The following is a 17470-nucleotide window of genomic DNA, read 5'->3' as shown; positions in this document are numbered from 1 at the left end:
GCCGTCGCCCCACCGGCTGCCGCCCGCCCGTGGGGTCCACCGCCCGCCGTCCGCCCGTGGAGTCCGGGGCCGTGCCGCGCCGGGCCGTCGGCCGGGACCGGCGGTGACCGGGATGTGGCGGCTGACCCTGCGTACGCTGCGCGCCGACGCCCTGCGCCTGCTGCTCTCCTCGGTGGCGATCGTGCTCGGGGTCGCGTTCGTCGCCGGCACGCTGATGCTCACCGACGGCATGCAGGCCGGGGCGTACGAGCGGGCCGGTGCCTTCGACCGGCACACCGACCTGGGCGTCTACGCCGACCGGACCACCCTTCCGCCGTCCCTGGTCGACCGGGTGCGCACGGTCGACGGGGTGGCCGAGGCCGCCGGGGAGCTGACCGCCCTCGTCGGGGTGGTCGGCGTCGACGGCCGGCCGGTGCTCGGCGTCGGGTTGCTCGCCGCGATCCCCACCGGGCCCGCGTTGCGCTCCTACGACGTGGTCGCCGGACGGCTGCCCGACCGGCCCGGCGAGGTGGTCCTCGACGCGCCCACGGTCGCCGCGCAGGGGTTCACGCTCGGTGGCCCGGTCGGCGTCGGCGGCGCGACCGGCCCGGCCCGCCCGTACACCCTGGTCGGCACCGTCGACGTGGCCGGAACCACACGCGACGTCGGCGGCCCGTTCGTCGGGTTGGTCGGCGCGGACGCGCTGGCCGTCAGCGGGCGGCCGGGCTACGACCGGATCATGGTGGCCGCCGCGCCGGAAACGGCGGGGGCAGCCCTGGCCGGCCGGGTGGCCGCCGTGGTCGGTGGGGACGCCATGGTGAAGTCGCGGCAGCGCATCCTCGACGAGGCCGTCGAGGACGGGGTGCGTGACCTGGACCAGTTCCGCCTGGTGCTGCTCGTCTTCGCCGGGGTGGCGGTGGTGGTGGCCGGGTTCGTCATCGCCAACACCTTCGCCATCGTGCTCGCCCAGCGGACCCGGCGGACCGCGCTGCTGCGGCTGGTGGGGGCCCGCCGGGGGCAGGTCTTCCGGGCCGCCGTGCTGGAGGCGGCGGTGCTCGGGCTGGCCGGCTCGGCCCTCGGGGTGGCGCTCGGTGTCGGGCTGGCCGCCGGGGCGGCGGCCCTGACCCCCCGGCTCGACCTGCCGCTGTCCGTCGCCGGTCTGACGGTGACCGCCCGGACGGTCGGGCTCAGCCTGCTGCTCGGCACCCTGGTCACCGTCGGGTCCGCACTGCTGCCCGCCTGGCAGGGCACCCGGGTGCCGCCGATGGCCGCCCTCACCGACGCCGCCGGGCAGCCGGCCCGGGGTGCCGGGCGGGCCCGGCTGACCCTCGGCGCGCTGGTCGGCGTCGCCGGCATCGCCGCGTTGGCCGGGGCCGCCGCCGTCGGGCAGATCGCCCTGGTCGCCGTGGGTGGGGTGCTGTCCTTCTTCGGGATAGTCATGTTCGGTCCGCTGCTGGTGCCGGTGCTGGTCCGGTTGCTCGGCCGGCCGTTGCGACCGGTGTTCGGGGCCACCGCCGCGCTCGCCGTGGCCAACGCGGCCCGCAACCCGCGCCGGGTGTCGGCGACCGCCACCGCCCTGGTGATCGGCATCGGCCTGGTCTCGGCGTTCGTGGTCGGTGCCGGCAGCGTCAAGGTGGGCGTCGAGCGGGCGGTCGACGCTCGCATCGGTGTCGACTTCGTGGTCACCGGCGTCGGTGTCGGGCTGCCCGCCCCGCTCGCCGGGGAACTGGCCGCCCGACCCGAGGTGGGGGTGGTGCACGAGCACCGTAACCGGGTCGTCGACGGCGTCGAGCTGCGGTCGGCGCACCCGGCGCTGGCCCGGCGTACCCTCGACGCGGTCGACGCCGGGGACGTCGCGGACCTGGGGCCGGGGACGGTGCTGGTGCACCGGGAGCTGGCCGCCGCCCGGGGCTGGCGGGTGGGGTCGACGGTCACCGTCGCCGGGCGTCCGTTCCGGGTGGCCGCCGTGGTCACCGCCGACGGCCCGACGTCGCAGGGGGTGCCCGCCGGGCACGTGGTCGACCTGGCCGACGCCGACTTCACCGCGCTCTACCCCGACGAACGCGGCCAGCTGGCCGAGGTCGAGCCGGCCGACGGGGTGTCCGCCGAGCGGGCCCGCGCCGCCATCGGGGCGGTGGTCGCCCGGTACCCGACGGTGAACCTGCTGGACCAGGCCGCCTACAAGAAGACGCTCACCGGCACGGTGGACATGCTGCTCGCCTTCGTCACCGCGCTGCTCGGCCTGGCCGTGGTGATCGCCCTGGTCGGCGTGGCGAACACGCTCAGCCTGTCGGTGGTGGAGCGGAGCCGGGAAAACGCCGTGCTGCGTGCCGTGGGGCTGTCCCGGGGACGGATGCGCCTGCTGCTGGCCGTCGAGGCGGTGCTGACCGCCCTGGTCGGTGCGTTGCTCGGCACCGCGCTGGGCATCGCGGTCAGCGCCGGGACGGTGGCCTTCGTGGCCCGGCTGGGTGGCGGCTTCACGCTGGTGCTGCCCTGGGGGCGGCTCGGGCTGATCCTGGCCGTGGCCGTGCTCGCCGCGCTGGCCGCCTCGGTGCTGCCGGCCCGCCGTGCCCTGGCCCGTCCGGTGGTGGAGGCGCTCGGCGCGGAGTGACCCCGTAGTCGCCCGCCGGCCCCGGCGTCGTCGCCGGCCGGCGGGCCGCTGCGCCCCGGGCGGGGGCGTCGCGCGTCCCGGGGCAGCGGTCAGAGGCGTTCCACCATGTCACCCCGGCACCGGTCCCGGGTGTCGAAGACGTACCGGGCGTGCCGGGTGACCAGGTCGTAGTCGAAGCTGTCGTGGTCGGTCACCAGGACCACCGCGTCGGCTGCGGCGATCTCCCGCGCGGTCAGCTCCACGACCAGCACCCCGCCCGGGATGTGCTGCGGCTCCGCGTACGGCTCGACCGCGCGTACGTCCGCGCCGAGCGCCTGCAACCGCCGGGCCACGTCCACCGCCGGCGAGTCGCGCATGTCCCCGGTGTTCTTCTTGTACGCCAGCCCGAGCAGCAGCAACCGGGCCCCGTTGACCGGCCGGCCGATCCGGTTCAACCCGGCCATCACCCGCTGGGCCACGTGCTCGGGCATCTGGTGGTTGATGTCGTCGGCCAGCTCGATGAACCGGAACGGTCGGCCCAGGGTGCGCTTGACCTGCCAGGACAGGTAGCACGGGTCGATCGGCAGGCAGTGCCCGCCGACCCCTGGGCCGGGGCGGAACGGCATGAACCCGAACGGTTTGGACGACGCGGCCTCGATGGCCTGCCAGGCGTCGATGCCCAGTTGGTGGGAGGCCATCGCCAGTTCGTTGATCAGCGCGATGTTGACCTGGCGGAAGGTGTTCTCGATCAGTTTGGTCAGCTCGGCGACCCGGGTGGAGTCCACCGGCACCGTCCGTTCGACCAACCGCCGGTAGAAGCCGTCCACCCGGGCCAGCGACGCCGCGTCCACCCCGGACACCACCTTCGGGGTGTTCTCCAGCCGCCAGGTGGGGTTGCCCGGGTCGATCCGTTCGGGGCTGTAGCCGAGGTGGAAGTCACCCGGGCTGCGCAGCCCGCTCGCCGCCTCCAGCAACGGCCGGAGCAGGTCCTCGGTGGTCCCCGGGTAGGTGGTCGACTCCAGTACCACCGTGCAGCCGGGCCGGACGTACGGGCCGACGGCGGTGCCGGCCTGCTCGACGTAGCTCAGGTCGGGGGCTCCGTCGCGCAACGGGGTGGGTACGGTGATCACGCAGATGTCGAAACCCTCGGCGTCCGGGTACTCGGTGCTCGGCCGGTACCGGCCACTGGCGAGGGCGCGGCCGAGCCGGTCTGCCCCGATGTCCTCGACGAAGGATTCGCCGGAGGCGAGCCGCTTGACCCGGTCGGCGTCGACGTCCAACCCGACCACGTCCAGTCCGGCTTCGACGGCGCGCATGGCCAGCGGCAGTCCGACGTATCCCTGGCCGATGACGACGAGTTTCTCTGCGTTCACCCGGGCTCCCTGCAAGCGTGTCCTTGCACGGAGCCTAGATGGCGATATAGCGATCTACGCCCGTTTTGGCGTTCCTGGGGGCTCTAGGGGCGTTCCTGCCCAAACGAGAGGATCGTTCAGTTGGTGTTCGACGCGGGGCTGTCGCCGTCCCCGCCGCCACCACCGCCGCTGCCCGGGTCGGTCGTGGCGGCCGTCGGTTCCGGCGCGGTGGGCCCCGGAGGGAGCGACGACTCCGTCGCGGTGGGTCCGACAGGGGGCGTCGTCGCCGGCGCGCTGGGTGGTGCGGACTTGGTGGGCAGCGACTGCGACGAGCCGTTCGGCAGCGGCGTCGGACTGACCGAGGCCGACGGCGACGGCTTCGCAGTCTGGTTGCCCGGCCGGTTCGGCCGGTCCGTCTCCTGGGGGCCGGTCTGCTCGACGACCGCCGGGAGCTCGCTCTGCTCGGTGGGCGCCACCGCCGGACCGGTGCTGCGGATGTTCGGCACGCCGTTGTCGAGCGACTTCGCGGCACCCAGGGCGGCACCGAGCGCGGTCAACGCGACCAGTACCGCGGCCAACGCGCCGACCAGCGAGCCCCGACGGGTCCGTCCCGACCCCGCCCCGACCACCGTCCTGGGCGTCTGCGCCCCGACGAGGCGGGGGGTGTTCGCCCCGGACGGGTCGCGCAGCGGCGGCGTCACCAGGGCGGTCATGGCGGTCGCGGTGCCGTCGCCACTCGCGGCGCGGGCGGCGGCGGCCATCTCGGCGCCGGTGGCGAAGCGGTCTGCGGGGTCCTTCTCCAACGCCCGGGCCACCAGGGCCCGCACCGGAGCCGGGATGTCCGCCGGCAGCTCCGGCGGTTCGTCGTCCAGATGGCGTACGGCCACCTGGAGCGGGTTGTCCCCGGTGAACGGCGGCTGCCCGGTCAGGCAGCAGTGGGCCACCGCGCCCAGGGCGTAGATGTCGGTGGCGGCCGAGACCGGCCGACCGGACGCCTGTTCGGGTGCCATGTAGAGGGCGGTGCCCGGCACCGCGTTCGTGCTGGTGATACTGGTCACATTGGTGGAGCGGGCGACGCCGAAGTCGACCAGCACCACCGTGCCGTCCTCCTGCACCAGCAGGTTGCTCGGCTTGACGTCGCGGTGCACGATCCCCCCGGCGTGCGCGGCGTGCAGGGCCTGGGCGACCTGGGCCACGACCGACATCGTCTCGGTCACGTCCAGGTGGCCGGCCGACTCGATCCGGCGCGACAGCGGCTCGCCCTCGACGAACTCCATGACGAGGTAGTCGGCCCGGGTGCCATCGGCGAGCCGGTCCTCACCGCAGTCGAAGACCTGGACGATGCCGGGATTGCGCAGCGCGGCCATGATCCGCGCCTCGGAGCGGAACCGGGCGATGAAATCGGGGTCCGAGACGAGCGCCGGCAGCAGCACCTTCACCGCGACCTGGCGACCGAGAACCAGGTCGGTGGCACGCCAGACATCGCCCATGCCGCCGGTGGCGACACGTTCGTCCAGGCGGTAGCGACCGCTGAGCACGACCTCGGATGACAACACCCCCATACCGTACCCAGGGTCCTCCCGTCCGGCAGACGGCGATATCCCTTCCGGGATTTCGGGAGGCGGCCCGGTGGAGGTCACCCCTGACCAGCGGTGACCGACACCCCACCCATGGTCACCGGTGACGGGTCGTCGATGTCGTCCGCCCGATGGGATGACCCGGGGTGTCGAGAGCCAGGTGCCCCGGCGGCGATGCGGGCACGGCGACGCGCCACCCAGGGAGTTGATCTATCTCACCCTTTCCGGCCCGATGTCCGCTTGCCTCCGCCGCCTCCGGCTCCTAATGTTGCCCACTCTGGCCCGCCCCGGCGCCGGTACCGCGCGCAGACCGACGCCGTACCCCGCGCGGCGGTGGCAGAGAAGTCATCCGGCGTGAGGTGCGATCGGGTCAGCGGGGGGCTGAAGGTGCGCGAGGTGGTCCGCTGGGCGGGCCGGGGCTGCGGCACGCGTCCGCCCGCCACCGGCCCGGGTCGCCCGCTGGGAACGACGCGGCCGTGACCGGTGACCTGACCGAAGCGGTCGTCGCAGCGCAGGCCGGTGACGAGGAGGCGTTCCGCATCCTCTACCGCAACCTCCAGCCGGGTCTGCTGCGCTACCTCACCGCGCTCGTCGGCCCCGACGCCGAGGACGTGGCCTCCGAGACCTGGTTGCAGATCTCCCGGGACCTGTCCCGGTTCACCGGCGGCGAGTTCCGTGCCTGGGCGGTGACCATCGCCCGGAACCGGGCCATGGACCACCTGCGCCGTCAACGTCGCCGCCCGTCCCTGCCGGTGCCGGTGCAGGAACTCAACGACCTCGCCGGGGACGCCGACACCGCCGAGCGGGCCGGCGAGACGATCGGGACGGAGTCCGCGCTCGCGCTGATCGCCACCCTGCCACCCCGGGAGGCGGAGGCGGTGCTGCTGCGGGCGGTGATCGGGCTCGACGCCGAGACCGCCGGGCGGGTGCTCGGCCGGCGACCGGGTGCGGTCCGTACGGCCGCCCACCGGGGGTTGCGCCGGCTGGCCGCGTTGCTGGACCGTGGCGATGAACCCGAGCCGTCCGACGGCGAGCGGGTCGCCCCGCCCCGCCCCCGCCCGACGCCCCAGGTGTCCCAGGCCGAGCCGGCGGACGGCTGACATGAGGGGAGACTGGATGAACGTCGGCCGGTCGGCCCGAGCCGGCCGGACGGTGGACCGGGCCGAGGCCGAGCGGCTGCTCGACCAGGCCGGTGTCGACGCCCCGCCGGCCACCGCCGAGCCGCTCGCCCGATTGCTGGCCGCTGCCGCCGCCCCGGCCCGGCCCGGTGAACTCGCCGGCGAGCAGGCGGCGGTCGTGGCCTTCCGGGCCGCGCGGGCCGCCGGGGTTCCCGCCCCCGCCGTGGTCGCCCGCCGGGGCCGCCGGTTGACCACCGGCGTGGTGACGTGGATCGCCGCGCTGGCCGCCACCGCCACCGCCGGGGTGGCCTTCGCCGCCGTCACCCGGGACGGGCCCGCCGAGCGGGTGCCCGGCCCGGCTCCGTCGTCCACCACCGCCACCCCCACCGCCGCCGGGTCGGCGCGACCCACCCCGCAGCGGTCCGGCCCGGTCCGGCAGGACCCGACGCGACGTCCCCCCTCGGGGCCGGGCGGCGCCCCTCCGCCCCCGGGACGGTCCCCGGCCCCGGCGGTCCGGCCGGGACCGCCAAGGTGACCGGGCAGTGCCGGGCCTACCTGGCCAAGTCGCCCGAGCAGCGGGAGAAGGCACTGACCAAGCCTGGCTTCGCCGAGGTGGTGGCCGCCGCAGGCGGGGCGGACCGGGTGGAGGCGTACTGCCGCCAACTCGTCCCGGGACGCCCACCGGGGGCGCCCTCCGCCGGTCCCGGCGGAGGCCCCGGCCGTAAAAACTAGTCGAAAAGGCTTCACAAAAATTTCTTCCCGTCCGGTCTGCGAGATCGGTCCGGGAGAAAGAGGATGGAGGCACGACAGGGTCGGCCGCCACGGCCGTTCCCGACCGGTCGGCGCGGCCGGATCCCAGCGTCGGAGAGGGGCCGTCTCGTGGTGACATCGCCGGAGCTGGACCACACGAGCGTGCTCGGCGAGATCGCCGGTGCCGCCGGCCACCTCGCCCGGATCTGCTTCAAGACCGGGCCACCCACCCTCACCGGCGTCGAACTGGAATGGACCGTCCACGACGCCGCCGACCCCGCCCGACCGTTGAACCGGGCGAGGCTACGAGCGGCACTCGGGCCACACAGCCCACCCACCCTGGACGACACCAGCCCCGCCCACCCCCTGCGGCACGGCAGCACCGTGACCGTCGAGCCGGGTGGGCAGGTGGAGGTGTCCACCGCGCCGCGATCCTCGGTCGCCGCGCTGGTCTCGGCCACCCAGGCAGACATCGACGAACTCGACGCGCTGCTCGCCCGTGCCGGGCTGGTGCTCGGGCGGACCGGCATCGACCCGTGGCGGGCCCCGAGCCCGGTGGTCGACACCCCGCGCTACCGCGCCATGCGCTGCGTCTTCGACCGCCGTGGTCCAGCCGGGCAGACCATGATGTACAGCACCGCCGGCCTCCAGATCTGCCTCGACATCGGTGAACCCGCCGGACTGGCCGACCGCTGGGCGGCGGTGCACGCGGTGGGGCCGGCACTGGTGGCGGCCTTCGCCACCGCCGACCGGCACGCCGGCCGACCCACCGGCTGGGCGTCCGCCCGGATGGCCGCCTGGCTGGACATCGACCCGGCCCGCACCGGTCCCGTCTGGTCGGCCCAGCAGCCGGACCAGGACCCGGTGGCCGCCTGGATCGACTACGTGCTGGCCGCGCCGCTGCTCTGCCTGCGCCACGACGGCCCGGACTGGACACCACCACCGGGGATCACCTTCGCCGACTGGATCGCCGGGGCGCTGCCGCACCCGCCGACCACCGACGACCTGGACTACCACGTCAGCACGCTCTTCCCGCCGGTCCGCCCGCGCGGCTACCTGGAGGTCCGCTACCTCGACGCCCAGCCCGGCCGGGACTGGACCCTCCCGCTGGCCGTACTGACCGCGCTGCTGCACGACGACCACACGGTCCGGGCGGCCCGGACGATCGCCGCACCGGTGGCCGACCGCTGGCACCTCGCCGCCCGGCACGGACTTGCCGACCCGGCCCTGGCCACGGCCGCCGCGGCCCTGCTCGACCTGGCCCGGCAGACGCTGCCGGCGCTGGACCTGCCGACCGAGACCCAGCACGAGATCGACCGCGGGATCCGTCGACGGATCGTCGCCGCACAGAAGGGGGACCGGTGACCACCACCGAAGAACCGGGCACGGGGACCGAGCCGCTGCGCAGCCGGATCGCCGCCGAACTCGCCCGGACCCGGGCCCGCACCGACGCGCTCACCACCGCCGTCGACGACGACGACCTGGTCCGTCAGCACTCGACGCTGATGTCACCCCTGGTCTGGGACCTCGCCCACGTGGGCAACCAGGAGGAACTCTGGCTCGTCCGCGACGTCGGCGGGCGGGAGCCGGTCCGGCAGGACATCGACGACCTGTACGACGCCTTCAAGCAGCCCCGCAAGGACCGGCCCGCGTTGCCGCTGCTGCCACCGGCCGAGGCGCGGGCCTACGTGGCGACCGTCCGTGACAAGGTCCACGACCTGCTCGACGGGATCCGGTTCACCGACCGGGCGCTGGTCGCCGACGGGTTCGTCTTCGGCATGATCGTGCAGCACGAGCAGCAGCACGACGAGACCATGCTCGCCACCCACCAGCTGCGTTGCGGCCCACCGGTGCTCGACGCGCCCCCGCCCCCCGAGCCACGGGAACGGGTCGCCGCCGAGGTGCTGGTGCCGGCGGGACCGTTCACCATGGGCACCTCCACCGATCCGTGGGCGCTGGACAACGAACGCCCCGCCCACACCGTCGAGCTGCCCGCGTACGTCATCGACGCCACGCCGGTGACCAACGGGGCGTACCGGGAGTTCGTCGCCGACGGCGGGTACGACGACCCGCGCTGGTGGAGCGCGGCCGGCTGGCGGCACCGCACCGAGGCCGGCCTGACCGCGCCGATGCACTGGCGACGCGACGGCGACGGCTGGGCCTACCAGCGGTTCGGCAGGTGGGCACCGGTCCGTGACGACGAGCCGGTGGTGCACGTCTGCTGGCACGAGGCGCAGGCGTACGCCCGCTGGGCCGGCAAGCGGCTGCCCACCGAGGCGGAGTGGGAGAAGGCGGCCCGGTGGGACCCGTCGACCGGCCGGTCCCGGCGCTGGCCGTGGGGCGACGACGAGCCGACCGCCGAGCACGCCAACCTGGGGCAACGGCACCTGTGGCCGGCGCCGGTCGGGGCCTACCCGGCGGGTGCCTCGCCGCTCGGTGTGCACCAGCTGATCGGCGACGTCTGGGAGTGGACGGCCAGCCCCTTCCACGGTCACCCCGGCTTCGCCGTCTTCCCCTACCGGGAATACTCGGAGGTGTTCTTCGGCGGCGACTACCGGGTGCTGCGTGGCGGCTCGTTCGGCACCGACCGGGCGGCCTGCCGGGGCACCTTCCGCAACTGGGACCACCCGATCCGGCGGCAGATCTTCAGCGGCTTCCGCTGCGCCCGTGACGCCCGGCCCGAGGAGGCCCACGGGTGACCGGCGGTGTCGCCTGATGTGCCGGCACCTGGCGTACCTCGGCCCCCCGGTGACCCTGCGGTCGCTGCTGTACGACCCGCCGCACTCGCTGGTGCGGCAGTCCTGGGCCCCCCGGGACATGCGTGGCGGCGGCACGGTCAACGTCGACGGCTTCGGTGTCGGCTGGTATCCCGGCACCGGCCGGCCGGGCGGGGACGACGGTCGCGGCGGGGCTCCGGTGCGGTACCGCCGGGCCGGCCCGATCTGGTCCGACCCGACCCTGCCCGAGCTGGCCGGGGTGACCACCTCCGGCGCGGTGCTGGCGGCGGTGCGCTCCGCCACGGTCGGCATGCCGGTGCAGGAGAGCGCCGCGGCGCCCTTCGCCGAGGGGCGCTGGCTGTTCAGCCACAACGGGGTGGTGCGCGGCTGGCCGGACTCGGTCGTCGAACTGGCCGGGGGACTGCCGGTGCGGGACCTGGTCACCCTCGACGCGCCGACCGACTCGGCGCTGCTGTGGGCGCTGGTCCGGCACCGGTTGCGGGCCGGCGCGTCGCTGGCCGAGGCGGTCACCACGACCGTCCGGCAGGTCGCCGCCGCAGCCCCGGGATCACGGCTGAACCTGCTGCTCACCGACGGCGTGTCGGTGGTGGCGAGCGTGTGGGGGCACGCGTTGTCGGTGCGCGCCGACGACGGCACGGCGCTGCTGGCTTCCGAGCCGGTGGACGACGCGCCCGGCTGGCGGGAGGTGCCCGACCGGCGGTGGGTCCGGGCGGGACCGGACGGGGTGCACGTCGGCGAGCTGGAGTGACCTGACGGAACAGGACGTTTTCGGTGCAGGAGAGGACGACATGAGCGCGGAACCGCTGGAGATCTACCTGGAGGAGCGGGACCTCGACCGGGCGCTGCGGTCCGATGTGCGGACCGGGCTCGCGGCCGACCCGAAGTGGCTGCCGCCGAAGTGGTTCTACGACGCCCGGGGCAGCGAGTTGTTCGAGGAGATCACCCGGCTGCCGGAGTACTACCCGACCCGGGCGGAACGGGCGGTGCTCGCCGAGCGGGCGGCCGACATCGCGGCGTCGACCGGGGCGAAGACGCTGATCGAGCTGGGCTCCGGTTCGTCGGAGAAGACGCGGCTGCTGCTGGACGCGTTCACCCGGCACGGCGGGCTGGGCACCTTCGTGCCGCTGGACGTGTCGGTGAGCGCGCTGCGGCAGTCCACCGCGCAGATCGCCACCGACTATCCGGCGTTGCGGGTCCGCGGCATCGTCGGTGACTTCACCCGGCAGCTGGACCGGTTGCCGACCGGTGGCCGACGGCTGGTGGCCTTCCTGGGCGGCACCATCGGCAACCTGCTGCCGGCCGAGCGGGCCGGCTTCCTGGCCGCCATGCGGGCGGCCCTGGAGCCGGGCGACCACCTGCTGATCGGCACCGACCTGGTGAAGGACCCGGCGGTGATCGTGCCCGCCTACGACGACGCGGCCGGGGTCACCGCCGAGTTCAACCGCAACGTGCTCCGGGTGATCAACCGGGAGTTGGCCGCCGACTTCGATCCGGACGCGTTCGCCCACGTCGCCCACTGGGACCCCACGCAGGAGTGGATCGAGATGCGGCTACGGGCCCGGCACCCGATGCGGGTACGGATCGGGGCGCTCGATCTGACGGTCGACTTCGCCGCCGACGAGGAGATGCGCACCGAGGTGTCGGCGAAGTTCCGGCCGGCGGGGGTCGCCGCCGAGCTGACGGCGGCCGGTTTCCTGCCCACCCGGTTCTGGACCGACCCGGACAGCCTGTTCGGGGTGACGTTGGCCCAGGCGGCGTGACCCGCCCCGACCGTTCGGGGTGCCGGCCCAGGTGGCCTGACCCGCCCTGGCCGTTCGGGGTGACGTTGGCCCAGGTGGCCTGAACCGTCCCGGCCCGTCGGCCGGCGGGGCGTCCGGGTGACGATGTGCACCCGACGTCCCGTCGGCCGGGCCGCTCGGCTAGGCTGGTGGACGCGAAGGGGAGTAGCCCCCAATGTCGTGGTCGACACACTGGTGCGTTCCGCACCCGGCCACGCGGCCCCACCTCACGGTGGGGCGGGCGAGACCTTCGACTCAGGCTGTCACAGCCGGGTCGAGGGCGCCCCACACCTCCTCCCGGCCTGATCGGGAAGGTTCTCATGGACGGTTTCCTCGTCGCGCTGGTGGTCAGCTTCGGCGTCATCTTTGTCGCCGAGCTGGGGGACAAGTCCCAGCTCATGGCGCTCACGTTCGCCACCCGCTTCAAGACGGTGCCGGTGCTGATCGGCATCACCGTCGCTACCGCGATCGTGCACCTGGCCTCGGTGGCCATCGGGGTCGGCCTGAACGCCGCGCTGCCCACCGGGTGGATCTCGCTGGTCGCCGGCCTGGCGTTCCTCGGCTTCGGGGTCTGGACGCTGCGCGGGGACAAGCTCACCGAGGAGGAGAAACGCAAGGCGGAGAAGACCGGCAAGTCCGCCATCTTCGCCGTCGGTGTCGCCTTCTTCCTGGCCGAGTTGGGCGACAAGACGATGCTTGCCACCATCACCCTGGCCACCAAGTACGGCTGGTTCGGCACCTGGCTCGGCTCGACCCTCGGCATGGTGGCCGCCGACGCCCTGGCCATCCTGGTCGGCCGGTTGCTCGGTCGGCACCTGCCGGAGAAGACCATCCGGTATGGCGCGGCGGTGCTCTTCGCCATCTGCGGCCTGTGGTTGATCCTGGAGGCGGTGCGGGAGCTGTCCTGACCGTGCGGCTGGCCGGGTCCTCCGACTAGCTGGTCCGGGGGCGGGTAACGCCACCCGGTGAGGGTGGACGAGTTGCTGCGCCACGGCGACACGGTCGTGGTGGGCGTGGTGGAGACCTTCGGTGCGACGGTCATCGTCGTCGGCGCGCTCTGGGCGGCGCTGCGGTTCGTGGTCGAAGGGCTGCGACACCGCAGCGCCGCCGTGTTCACCCCGATCCGGCTCTCCCTCGGCCGGTTCCTCACCCTCGGCCTGGAGTTCCAGTTGGCGGCGGACATCCTGCGTACCGCGGTGTCGCCGACCTTCGCCCAGCTGGGTCAGCTGGCCGCGATCGCCACCATCCGGACCGCGTTGAACGTCGTGCTGCGCCGGGAGATCGCCCAGGAGCAGCGGCAGGTGACCGCCGACGCGGGTGGTCGACCGCAGCCCGACCCGCAGCCGACGCCGACCGGGGCCGCAGGCGGCGGGTCGCCCGGATGAGCGGTCTCGCCGCCCGCTCGCCGCCGTGGTGAGCGCCCTCGCCCTGGGTGTCGGTGGTGTGGTGCTGCTGACGGTGCGGTCCTGGCGGACCGCGCTGGGGGTGCTGCTCGAACTGCTGGTCGCCGCGGGTCTGCTCCGGCTGCCGGGTGGGCGGAGCTGGCCGGCGTTGGCGACGGCGGTGGCGGTCATCGTGCTGCGCCGGGTGCTCTGGGCCGGCCTGGGCACGCCGGCCCCCGCCGACCACCAGCCCGCTGGCGGCCCGGGGCCCACGGGCGGGCCACCGCCCGCTGGCTGACTTCCACCCGCTGGCGGACTACCGACCCGTCGGGACGGGTAAGCCGAGCACACCCCCAACCGGGGGTGGCACGGCACGGACCGAAGGTGACGGGAAGGATTCCCCTATGAGTCGGCACGACGAGCCCAACGAGTACGGCTTCGCGGGCGGGGCCACCGCCCCCCAGCCCCCGCCGGGCGGTCGCCCCGACGAGCAGGACCGGGCGGAGGCGGTCGCGGTGCCGGGCGACGACCTGACCGAGGCGGTCACCGAAGCGCTGGACGAGACCGAACCGGACGGGCGGGACCGTACGGCGCACCGCGGTCGTTGACCGTCACGACCGTCCGCCCGGTGGTCCCCGGCTGGGGACGGCACCGGGCGGACGGTGGGCTCAGCGGGGGGACGGCAGCGCGGAGAGCCGGGTGGTGTCGCCGAGCCGGGCGAGGTTGTCGTCGCAGCACGCCGCCAGCCGTTTGACCAACTCGTCGGGGTCGCCGTACGAGTCGAGCCCGGCCAGCTCCTCGGGGGCCAGCGCGGGCACCCGGACGTGGGAGATGAGCGGGTGCATCGGCCGGCTGTCGACCTCGTCGACGCCGAACAGGTCCTCGTGCAGTTTCTCCCCGGGGCGCAGACCGGTGTAGACGATCTCGGGCGGCGGGGACGCCTCGGCGGCCAGCCGTTGGGCCACCTCGGCGATGCGTACCGGCTCGCCCATGTCCAGCACCAACGCCTCGCCGCCCCGGCCCAGGACGGCGGCCTGGAGCACCAGGTGCACCGCCTCCTGCACGGTCATGAAGTACCGGGTCACGTCCGGGTGGGTCACGGTGATCGGGAGTCCGGCCCGCACCTGGGCCTGGAAGGCGGTGAGCACCGAGCCCCGGCTGCTGAGCACGTTGCCGAAGCGGACGCTGAGGAACTTCGCGCCGTACCGGTCGGCGTAGTGCGCCATCAGCCGCTCGGTGATCCGCTTGGAGTAGCCCAGCACGCTGATCGGGTTGGCCGCCTTGTCGGTGGAGATGTTCACGAACTCGGCGACGTCCCGGCATGCCTCCAGCACGTTGAGGGTGCCCTGGACGTTGGTTTTGACCGCCTCGCCGGGGTGCCGTTGCAGCAGCGTGAGGTGCTTGAGTGCGGCGGCGTGGAAGACGATGTCGGGCCGCCGGTCGGCGATGACCCGGGCGATGCCGTCACCGTCGCGGATGTCGGCGAGGATCAGCTCCGGCCCGTCCAGCAGCGCCCGGCCGTGCAGGGACATCTGCAGGGCGTGCAACGCGGACTCGTCCCGGTCCAGCATCATCAGCTCACCGGGGTCGCAGCGGGCGATCTGCCGGCACAGCTCCGAGCCGATCGACCCTCCGGCCCCGGTGACCAGGACCCGGCGTCCGGCGAGACCGTTGCGTTCCACGGTCAGTTCGGCGACCCGGTGGGCCCGGCCGAGCAGGTCGGTGAGTTGCAGGTCGCGTACGGCGTCGGCGGTGACCGGGCGGTCGAGCAGTTCCCGTACCGGCGGGAGCACCTTGAACGCGGCACCGGCCTGCAGGGTGCGGCTGCGCACGTCGCGCATCAACGCCGCGTCCGAGCCGTTGATCGAGAAGATCACGGTGCTGGCCCGGGTGTCCCGGACCGCCTGGGTGAGCCGGTCCCGACCACCGAGCACCCGCAGCCCGGCCACCCGCAGCCCCTGTTTGTCGGGGTCGTCGTCGAGCAGTCCCACCGGCAGGTATCCGCTGGCGGGGTCGCCGAGCAGCACCCGGACCAGGCGTTCGCTGGCGGCGTCGACACCGTAGATGAGGGTCCGGTCGGCGGAGCGGGCCGGTCGGGCGTCCCGGTCGCGTCGCCACCGGTAGGTGACCCGGCCGGCCCCCATCATCAGCAGCGCCACGGCGGCACCGAGGACCGGCACGCTGGCGGGGACCGGTCGGTCCGTCATCGGCAGCAGCGCGGCCAGGGCCACGGCGGCGGCCAGCACCACGGTGCCACCCAGGTCACGGGCCTCGCCGACGCTGCCGACCGGGTGCCGGCCCCGGGCGGTGAACCGTACCTGTTCGAGGGCGGCGTGGATGACCGCGCACACGCCGGCGGCCCCGAGGGCGAGCGCGCACTGCCGGGGCGTGATGCCGAACTCGTAGCGCGCCCAGGAGGCGATCAGAAAGCCCGCGCACCAGGAAGCGGTGTCGAGCGTTAGCAATGACAGGGCCTTCGCGCGTCGGGTCACCCAATCGCGCCGCTGGATGGGGGCGTCGTCGGGCAGGGGGTCTACGTGGTTCATTGGCGTCCTCTGCGTTTTGTTTCGCTATTGCGAGGATTCGGCACTGCTAAGAGGTTTGCATCGTATACGTTGCTTTTGCCGTCTAAGGACTACATGCAGGGTTTAGATACTCTCACGCTGTTATGGGAACCTAGGGAGACTTCGTGCTTTTTCACCAGCTGACCGTTCCGCCGGAACGGAGGGCGTGATGGACGTCCGCACCTGCCTGCGCCTGGTCCGCCGACACTGGTGGATCGTCCTGGTCACCCTGATGCTCACGGTCGGCTCGGCGGCGCTGGTCACCGTCCGTACGGCGCCCCGGTACGTGGCCTCGGTGACCTTCTTCGTCACCGCCCCCAACCAGGGCGTCAGCAACGCCTACCAGGGCGAGCTGTTCCTCCAGCAACGCGTGAAGTCCTACGCCGACCTGCTGCGCAGTGACCGCCTGGCGCAGGCCATGGTCGCTGAGACCGCCCTCGGCTTGACCGCCGACGACGTCCAGCGGCGGGTCGCCACCTCGACCGAGCCGGGCACCGTGCTGCTGCGTGCCACCGTCACCGACACCGACCAGGCCCGGGCCATGAAGGTCACCGAGGCCCTGTCGGCGAAGTTCGTCGAGCTGGTCAAGAAGATCGAGACCACCTCGGACGGCAAGGCCGGTCCCACCCGGATCGAGGTGGTGGGTGGCCCCGGGTCAGCGCCAGCCCGGTCTCCCCGCAGCCCAACCGCAATCTCGCCCTCGGTGTCCTGGTCGGGCTCCTGCTCGGCGTGGCGCTCGCGGTGCTGCGCGGCATGGTCGACGTGCGGCTGCGCGACGCCGCCGGGTTGCAGCGGGCCACCGGTAGCCCCCTGCTCGGCGACATCCCCTTCGACCAGGGCGCCAAGGCGGCACCGCTGATCGTCGGGGACGCGGCGACCTCGGCCCGCGCGGAGGCGGTCCGGAAACTGCGGACCAACCTGCGCTTCGTGGACGTGCACGAGCCCGCCCGGGTGATCGCGGTGACCAGCGCGTTGCAGGGGGAGGGCAAGACCACCCTGTCCTGCAACCTGGCGATCGCGTTGGCCGAGGCGGGTTGGCGGGTGCTGCTGGTCGACGCCGACCTGCGTCGCCCGAAGGTCGCCGACTATCTCGGGGTCGACGGCGGCGTGGGCCTCACCGACGTGCTCGTCGGCGACGTCCAGGTGGGCGACGTGGTGCAGCGTTGGGGCGACAAGTCGCTGCTGGTGCTGCCCAGCGGCTCGACCCCCCCGAACCCCAGCGAACTGCTGGGCTCGAAGGCGATGGCGGACCTGCTGCTCGCCCTGCGCGAGTCGGCGGACATCGTGGTGATCGACACCGCACCGCTGCTGGCCGTCACCGACGGCGTGGTGGTGGCCGTGCAGGCCGACGGCGCGTTGCTGGTCACCCAGCAGGGGCGTACCTCGCGTGCCCAGGCCGCCGCGGCGGCCCGCTCCCTGCACTCCGTGTCGGTGCGGCTGCTCGGCTGCGTGCTCAACATGGCCAAGGTGGCCCGGGCGGACGCCTACCAGTACGAGGCGTACCGGATCGCCACCGCGACCGGGGCGTCGGTCCCGGCCGATCGGGCCACCGCCGCCCAGCGCGGCGATCAGGGGCTGCCCCCCGTCGGCGACCGGACGCAGGAACTCACCCGGCTGCCGCGATGAGTGCTGCTCCGGGTCC

The 17470-nt window shown here is 74.0% G+C and carries 17 protein-coding genes; 14 read left to right on the top strand and 3 right to left on the bottom strand.

The window, feature by feature from the left end:
- Window positions 1-112: 112 nt before the first annotated feature.
- Window positions 113-2590 carry an ABC transporter permease gene (locus J7462_RS05415; protein WP_219469997.1) on the top strand — a complete coding sequence of 826 codons (2478 nt, stop codon included), beginning with the start codon at window positions 113-115 and terminating at the stop codon, window positions 2588-2590.
- Window positions 2591-2679: 89 nt separating this feature from the next.
- On the opposite strand, the gene J7462_RS05410 is transcribed toward J7462_RS05415, so the two are convergent.
- Entirely contained in the window at window positions 2680-3942 is a 1263-nt protein-coding gene (locus J7462_RS05410; RefSeq protein ID WP_219462351.1) for a nucleotide sugar dehydrogenase, read from the bottom strand.
- A gap of 116 nt (window positions 3943-4058) precedes the next feature.
- Window positions 4059-5483: a serine/threonine-protein kinase gene (locus J7462_RS05405; protein ID WP_219462343.1), complete on the bottom strand. Its 1425-nt coding sequence runs from the start codon at window positions 5481-5483 to the stop codon at window positions 4059-4061.
- Between the two features lie 491 nt (window positions 5484-5974).
- On the opposite strand from J7462_RS05405, the gene J7462_RS05400 reads away from it, so the two are divergent.
- The 11 genes from J7462_RS05400 (at window position 5975) to J7462_RS05350 (ending at window position 13872) form a co-directional block, all read left to right on the top strand.
- Entirely contained in the window at window positions 5975-6598 is a 624-nt protein-coding gene (locus J7462_RS05400; RefSeq protein ID WP_219462341.1) for an RNA polymerase sigma factor, read from the top strand.
- Window positions 6599-6614: 16 nt separating this feature from the next.
- Complete coding sequence (locus J7462_RS05395) at window positions 6615-7151, top strand: hypothetical protein (RefSeq protein WP_219462339.1); 537 nt, start codon at window positions 6615-6617, stop codon at window positions 7149-7151.
- Complete coding sequence (locus J7462_RS05390; RefSeq protein WP_219462337.1) at window positions 7148-7348, top strand: hypothetical protein; 201 nt, start codon at window positions 7148-7150, stop codon at window positions 7346-7348. Before J7462_RS05395 ends, J7462_RS05390 begins: the two co-directional genes overlap by 4 nt.
- Window positions 7349-7495: 147 nt before the next feature.
- The gene (gene egtA / locus J7462_RS05385) at window positions 7496-8731 is read left to right on the top strand and encodes an ergothioneine biosynthesis glutamate--cysteine ligase EgtA (protein ID WP_219462335.1); all 1236 of its coding nucleotides are present in this window, start codon (window positions 7496-7498) and stop codon (window positions 8729-8731) included.
- Window positions 8728-10065, top strand: a complete 1338-nt coding sequence (gene egtB, locus J7462_RS05380) for an ergothioneine biosynthesis protein EgtB (RefSeq protein WP_219462333.1) — start codon at window positions 8728-8730, stop codon at window positions 10063-10065. Before egtA ends, egtB begins: the two co-directional genes overlap by 4 nt.
- Before the next feature lie 16 nt (window positions 10066-10081).
- Entirely contained in the window at window positions 10082-10852 is a 771-nt protein-coding gene (gene egtC / locus J7462_RS05375) for an ergothioneine biosynthesis protein EgtC (RefSeq protein ID WP_219462331.1), read from the top strand.
- A 40-nt stretch (window positions 10853-10892) separates the two neighbouring features.
- A complete protein-coding gene (egtD, locus tag J7462_RS05370) occupies window positions 10893-11864 on the top strand; it encodes an L-histidine N(alpha)-methyltransferase (RefSeq protein WP_219462328.1) in 972 nt (323 codons plus the stop codon).
- A 338-nt stretch (window positions 11865-12202) separates the two neighbouring features.
- Window positions 12203-12790, top strand: a complete 588-nt coding sequence (locus J7462_RS05365; protein WP_219462326.1) for a TMEM165/GDT1 family protein — start codon at window positions 12203-12205, stop codon at window positions 12788-12790.
- Window positions 12791-12847: 57 nt separating this feature from the next.
- Window positions 12848-13267 (top strand): DUF1622 domain-containing protein, encoded by a 420-nt coding sequence (locus J7462_RS05360; RefSeq protein WP_219462324.1) that lies wholly within the window; start codon window positions 12848-12850, stop codon window positions 13265-13267.
- A gap of 25 nt (window positions 13268-13292) precedes the next feature.
- On the top strand, window positions 13293-13562 hold the full coding sequence (locus J7462_RS05355) for a hypothetical protein (RefSeq protein ID WP_219462322.1): 270 nt from the start codon (window positions 13293-13295) through the stop codon (window positions 13560-13562).
- 106 nt (window positions 13563-13668) lie between these two features.
- The gene (locus J7462_RS05350) at window positions 13669-13872 is read left to right on the top strand and encodes a hypothetical protein (RefSeq protein ID WP_208570723.1); all 204 of its coding nucleotides are present in this window, start codon (window positions 13669-13671) and stop codon (window positions 13870-13872) included.
- A 60-nt stretch (window positions 13873-13932) separates the two neighbouring features.
- On the opposite strand, the gene J7462_RS05345 is transcribed toward J7462_RS05350, so the two are convergent.
- Window positions 13933-15810 (bottom strand): nucleoside-diphosphate sugar epimerase/dehydratase, encoded by a 1878-nt coding sequence (locus J7462_RS05345; RefSeq protein WP_219462320.1) that lies wholly within the window; start codon window positions 15808-15810, stop codon window positions 13933-13935.
- Window positions 15811-15997: 187 nt separating this feature from the next.
- On the opposite strand from J7462_RS05345, the gene J7462_RS31835 reads away from it, so the two are divergent.
- Both J7462_RS31835 and J7462_RS31830 read left to right on the top strand, forming a co-directional pair.
- On the top strand, window positions 15998-16687 hold the full coding sequence (locus J7462_RS31835) for a YveK family protein (protein WP_255597588.1): 690 nt from the start codon (window positions 15998-16000) through the stop codon (window positions 16685-16687).
- Window positions 16582-17454 carry a CpsD/CapB family tyrosine-protein kinase gene (locus J7462_RS31830; RefSeq protein ID WP_255598188.1) on the top strand — a complete coding sequence of 291 codons (873 nt, stop codon included), beginning with the start codon at window positions 16582-16584 and terminating at the stop codon, window positions 17452-17454. Before J7462_RS31835 ends, J7462_RS31830 begins: the two co-directional genes overlap by 106 nt.
- The last annotated feature ends 16 nt before the right edge of the window (window positions 17455-17470 follow it).

It is taken from the genome of Micromonospora sp. RL09-050-HVF-A (assembly GCF_019374995.1).
In the GTDB taxonomy this organism is placed as follows: domain Bacteria; phylum Actinomycetota; class Actinomycetes; order Mycobacteriales; family Micromonosporaceae; genus Micromonospora; species Micromonospora antibiotica.
This window is presented reverse-complemented; position numbering and strand designations above follow the sequence as displayed.

Coding starts and splice junctions, on each gene's coding strand:
- J7462_RS05415 (WP_219469997.1), top strand. CDS start 113: ATGTGGCGGCTGACCCTGCGTACGCTGCGCGCCGACGCCCTGCGCCTG.
- J7462_RS05405 (WP_219462343.1), bottom strand. CDS start 5,483: ATGGGGGTGTTGTCATCCGAGGTCGTGCTCAGCGGTCGCTACCGCCTG.
- J7462_RS05395 (WP_219462339.1), top strand. CDS start 6,615: ATGAACGTCGGCCGGTCGGCCCGAGCCGGCCGGACGGTGGACCGGGCC.
- egtC (WP_219462331.1), top strand. CDS start 10,082: ATGTGCCGGCACCTGGCGTACCTCGGCCCCCCGGTGACCCTGCGGTCG.
- egtD (WP_219462328.1), top strand. CDS start 10,893: ATGAGCGCGGAACCGCTGGAGATCTACCTGGAGGAGCGGGACCTCGAC.
- J7462_RS05365 (WP_219462326.1), top strand. CDS start 12,203: ATGGACGGTTTCCTCGTCGCGCTGGTGGTCAGCTTCGGCGTCATCTTT.
- J7462_RS05350 (WP_208570723.1), top strand. CDS start 13,669: ATGAGTCGGCACGACGAGCCCAACGAGTACGGCTTCGCGGGCGGGGCC.
- J7462_RS05345 (WP_219462320.1), bottom strand. CDS start 15,810: ATGAACCACGTAGACCCCCTGCCCGACGACGCCCCCATCCAGCGGCGC.
- J7462_RS31835 (WP_255597588.1), top strand. CDS start 15,998: ATGGACGTCCGCACCTGCCTGCGCCTGGTCCGCCGACACTGGTGGATC.
- J7462_RS31830 (WP_255598188.1), top strand. CDS start 16,582: ATGGTCGACGTGCGGCTGCGCGACGCCGCCGGGTTGCAGCGGGCCACC.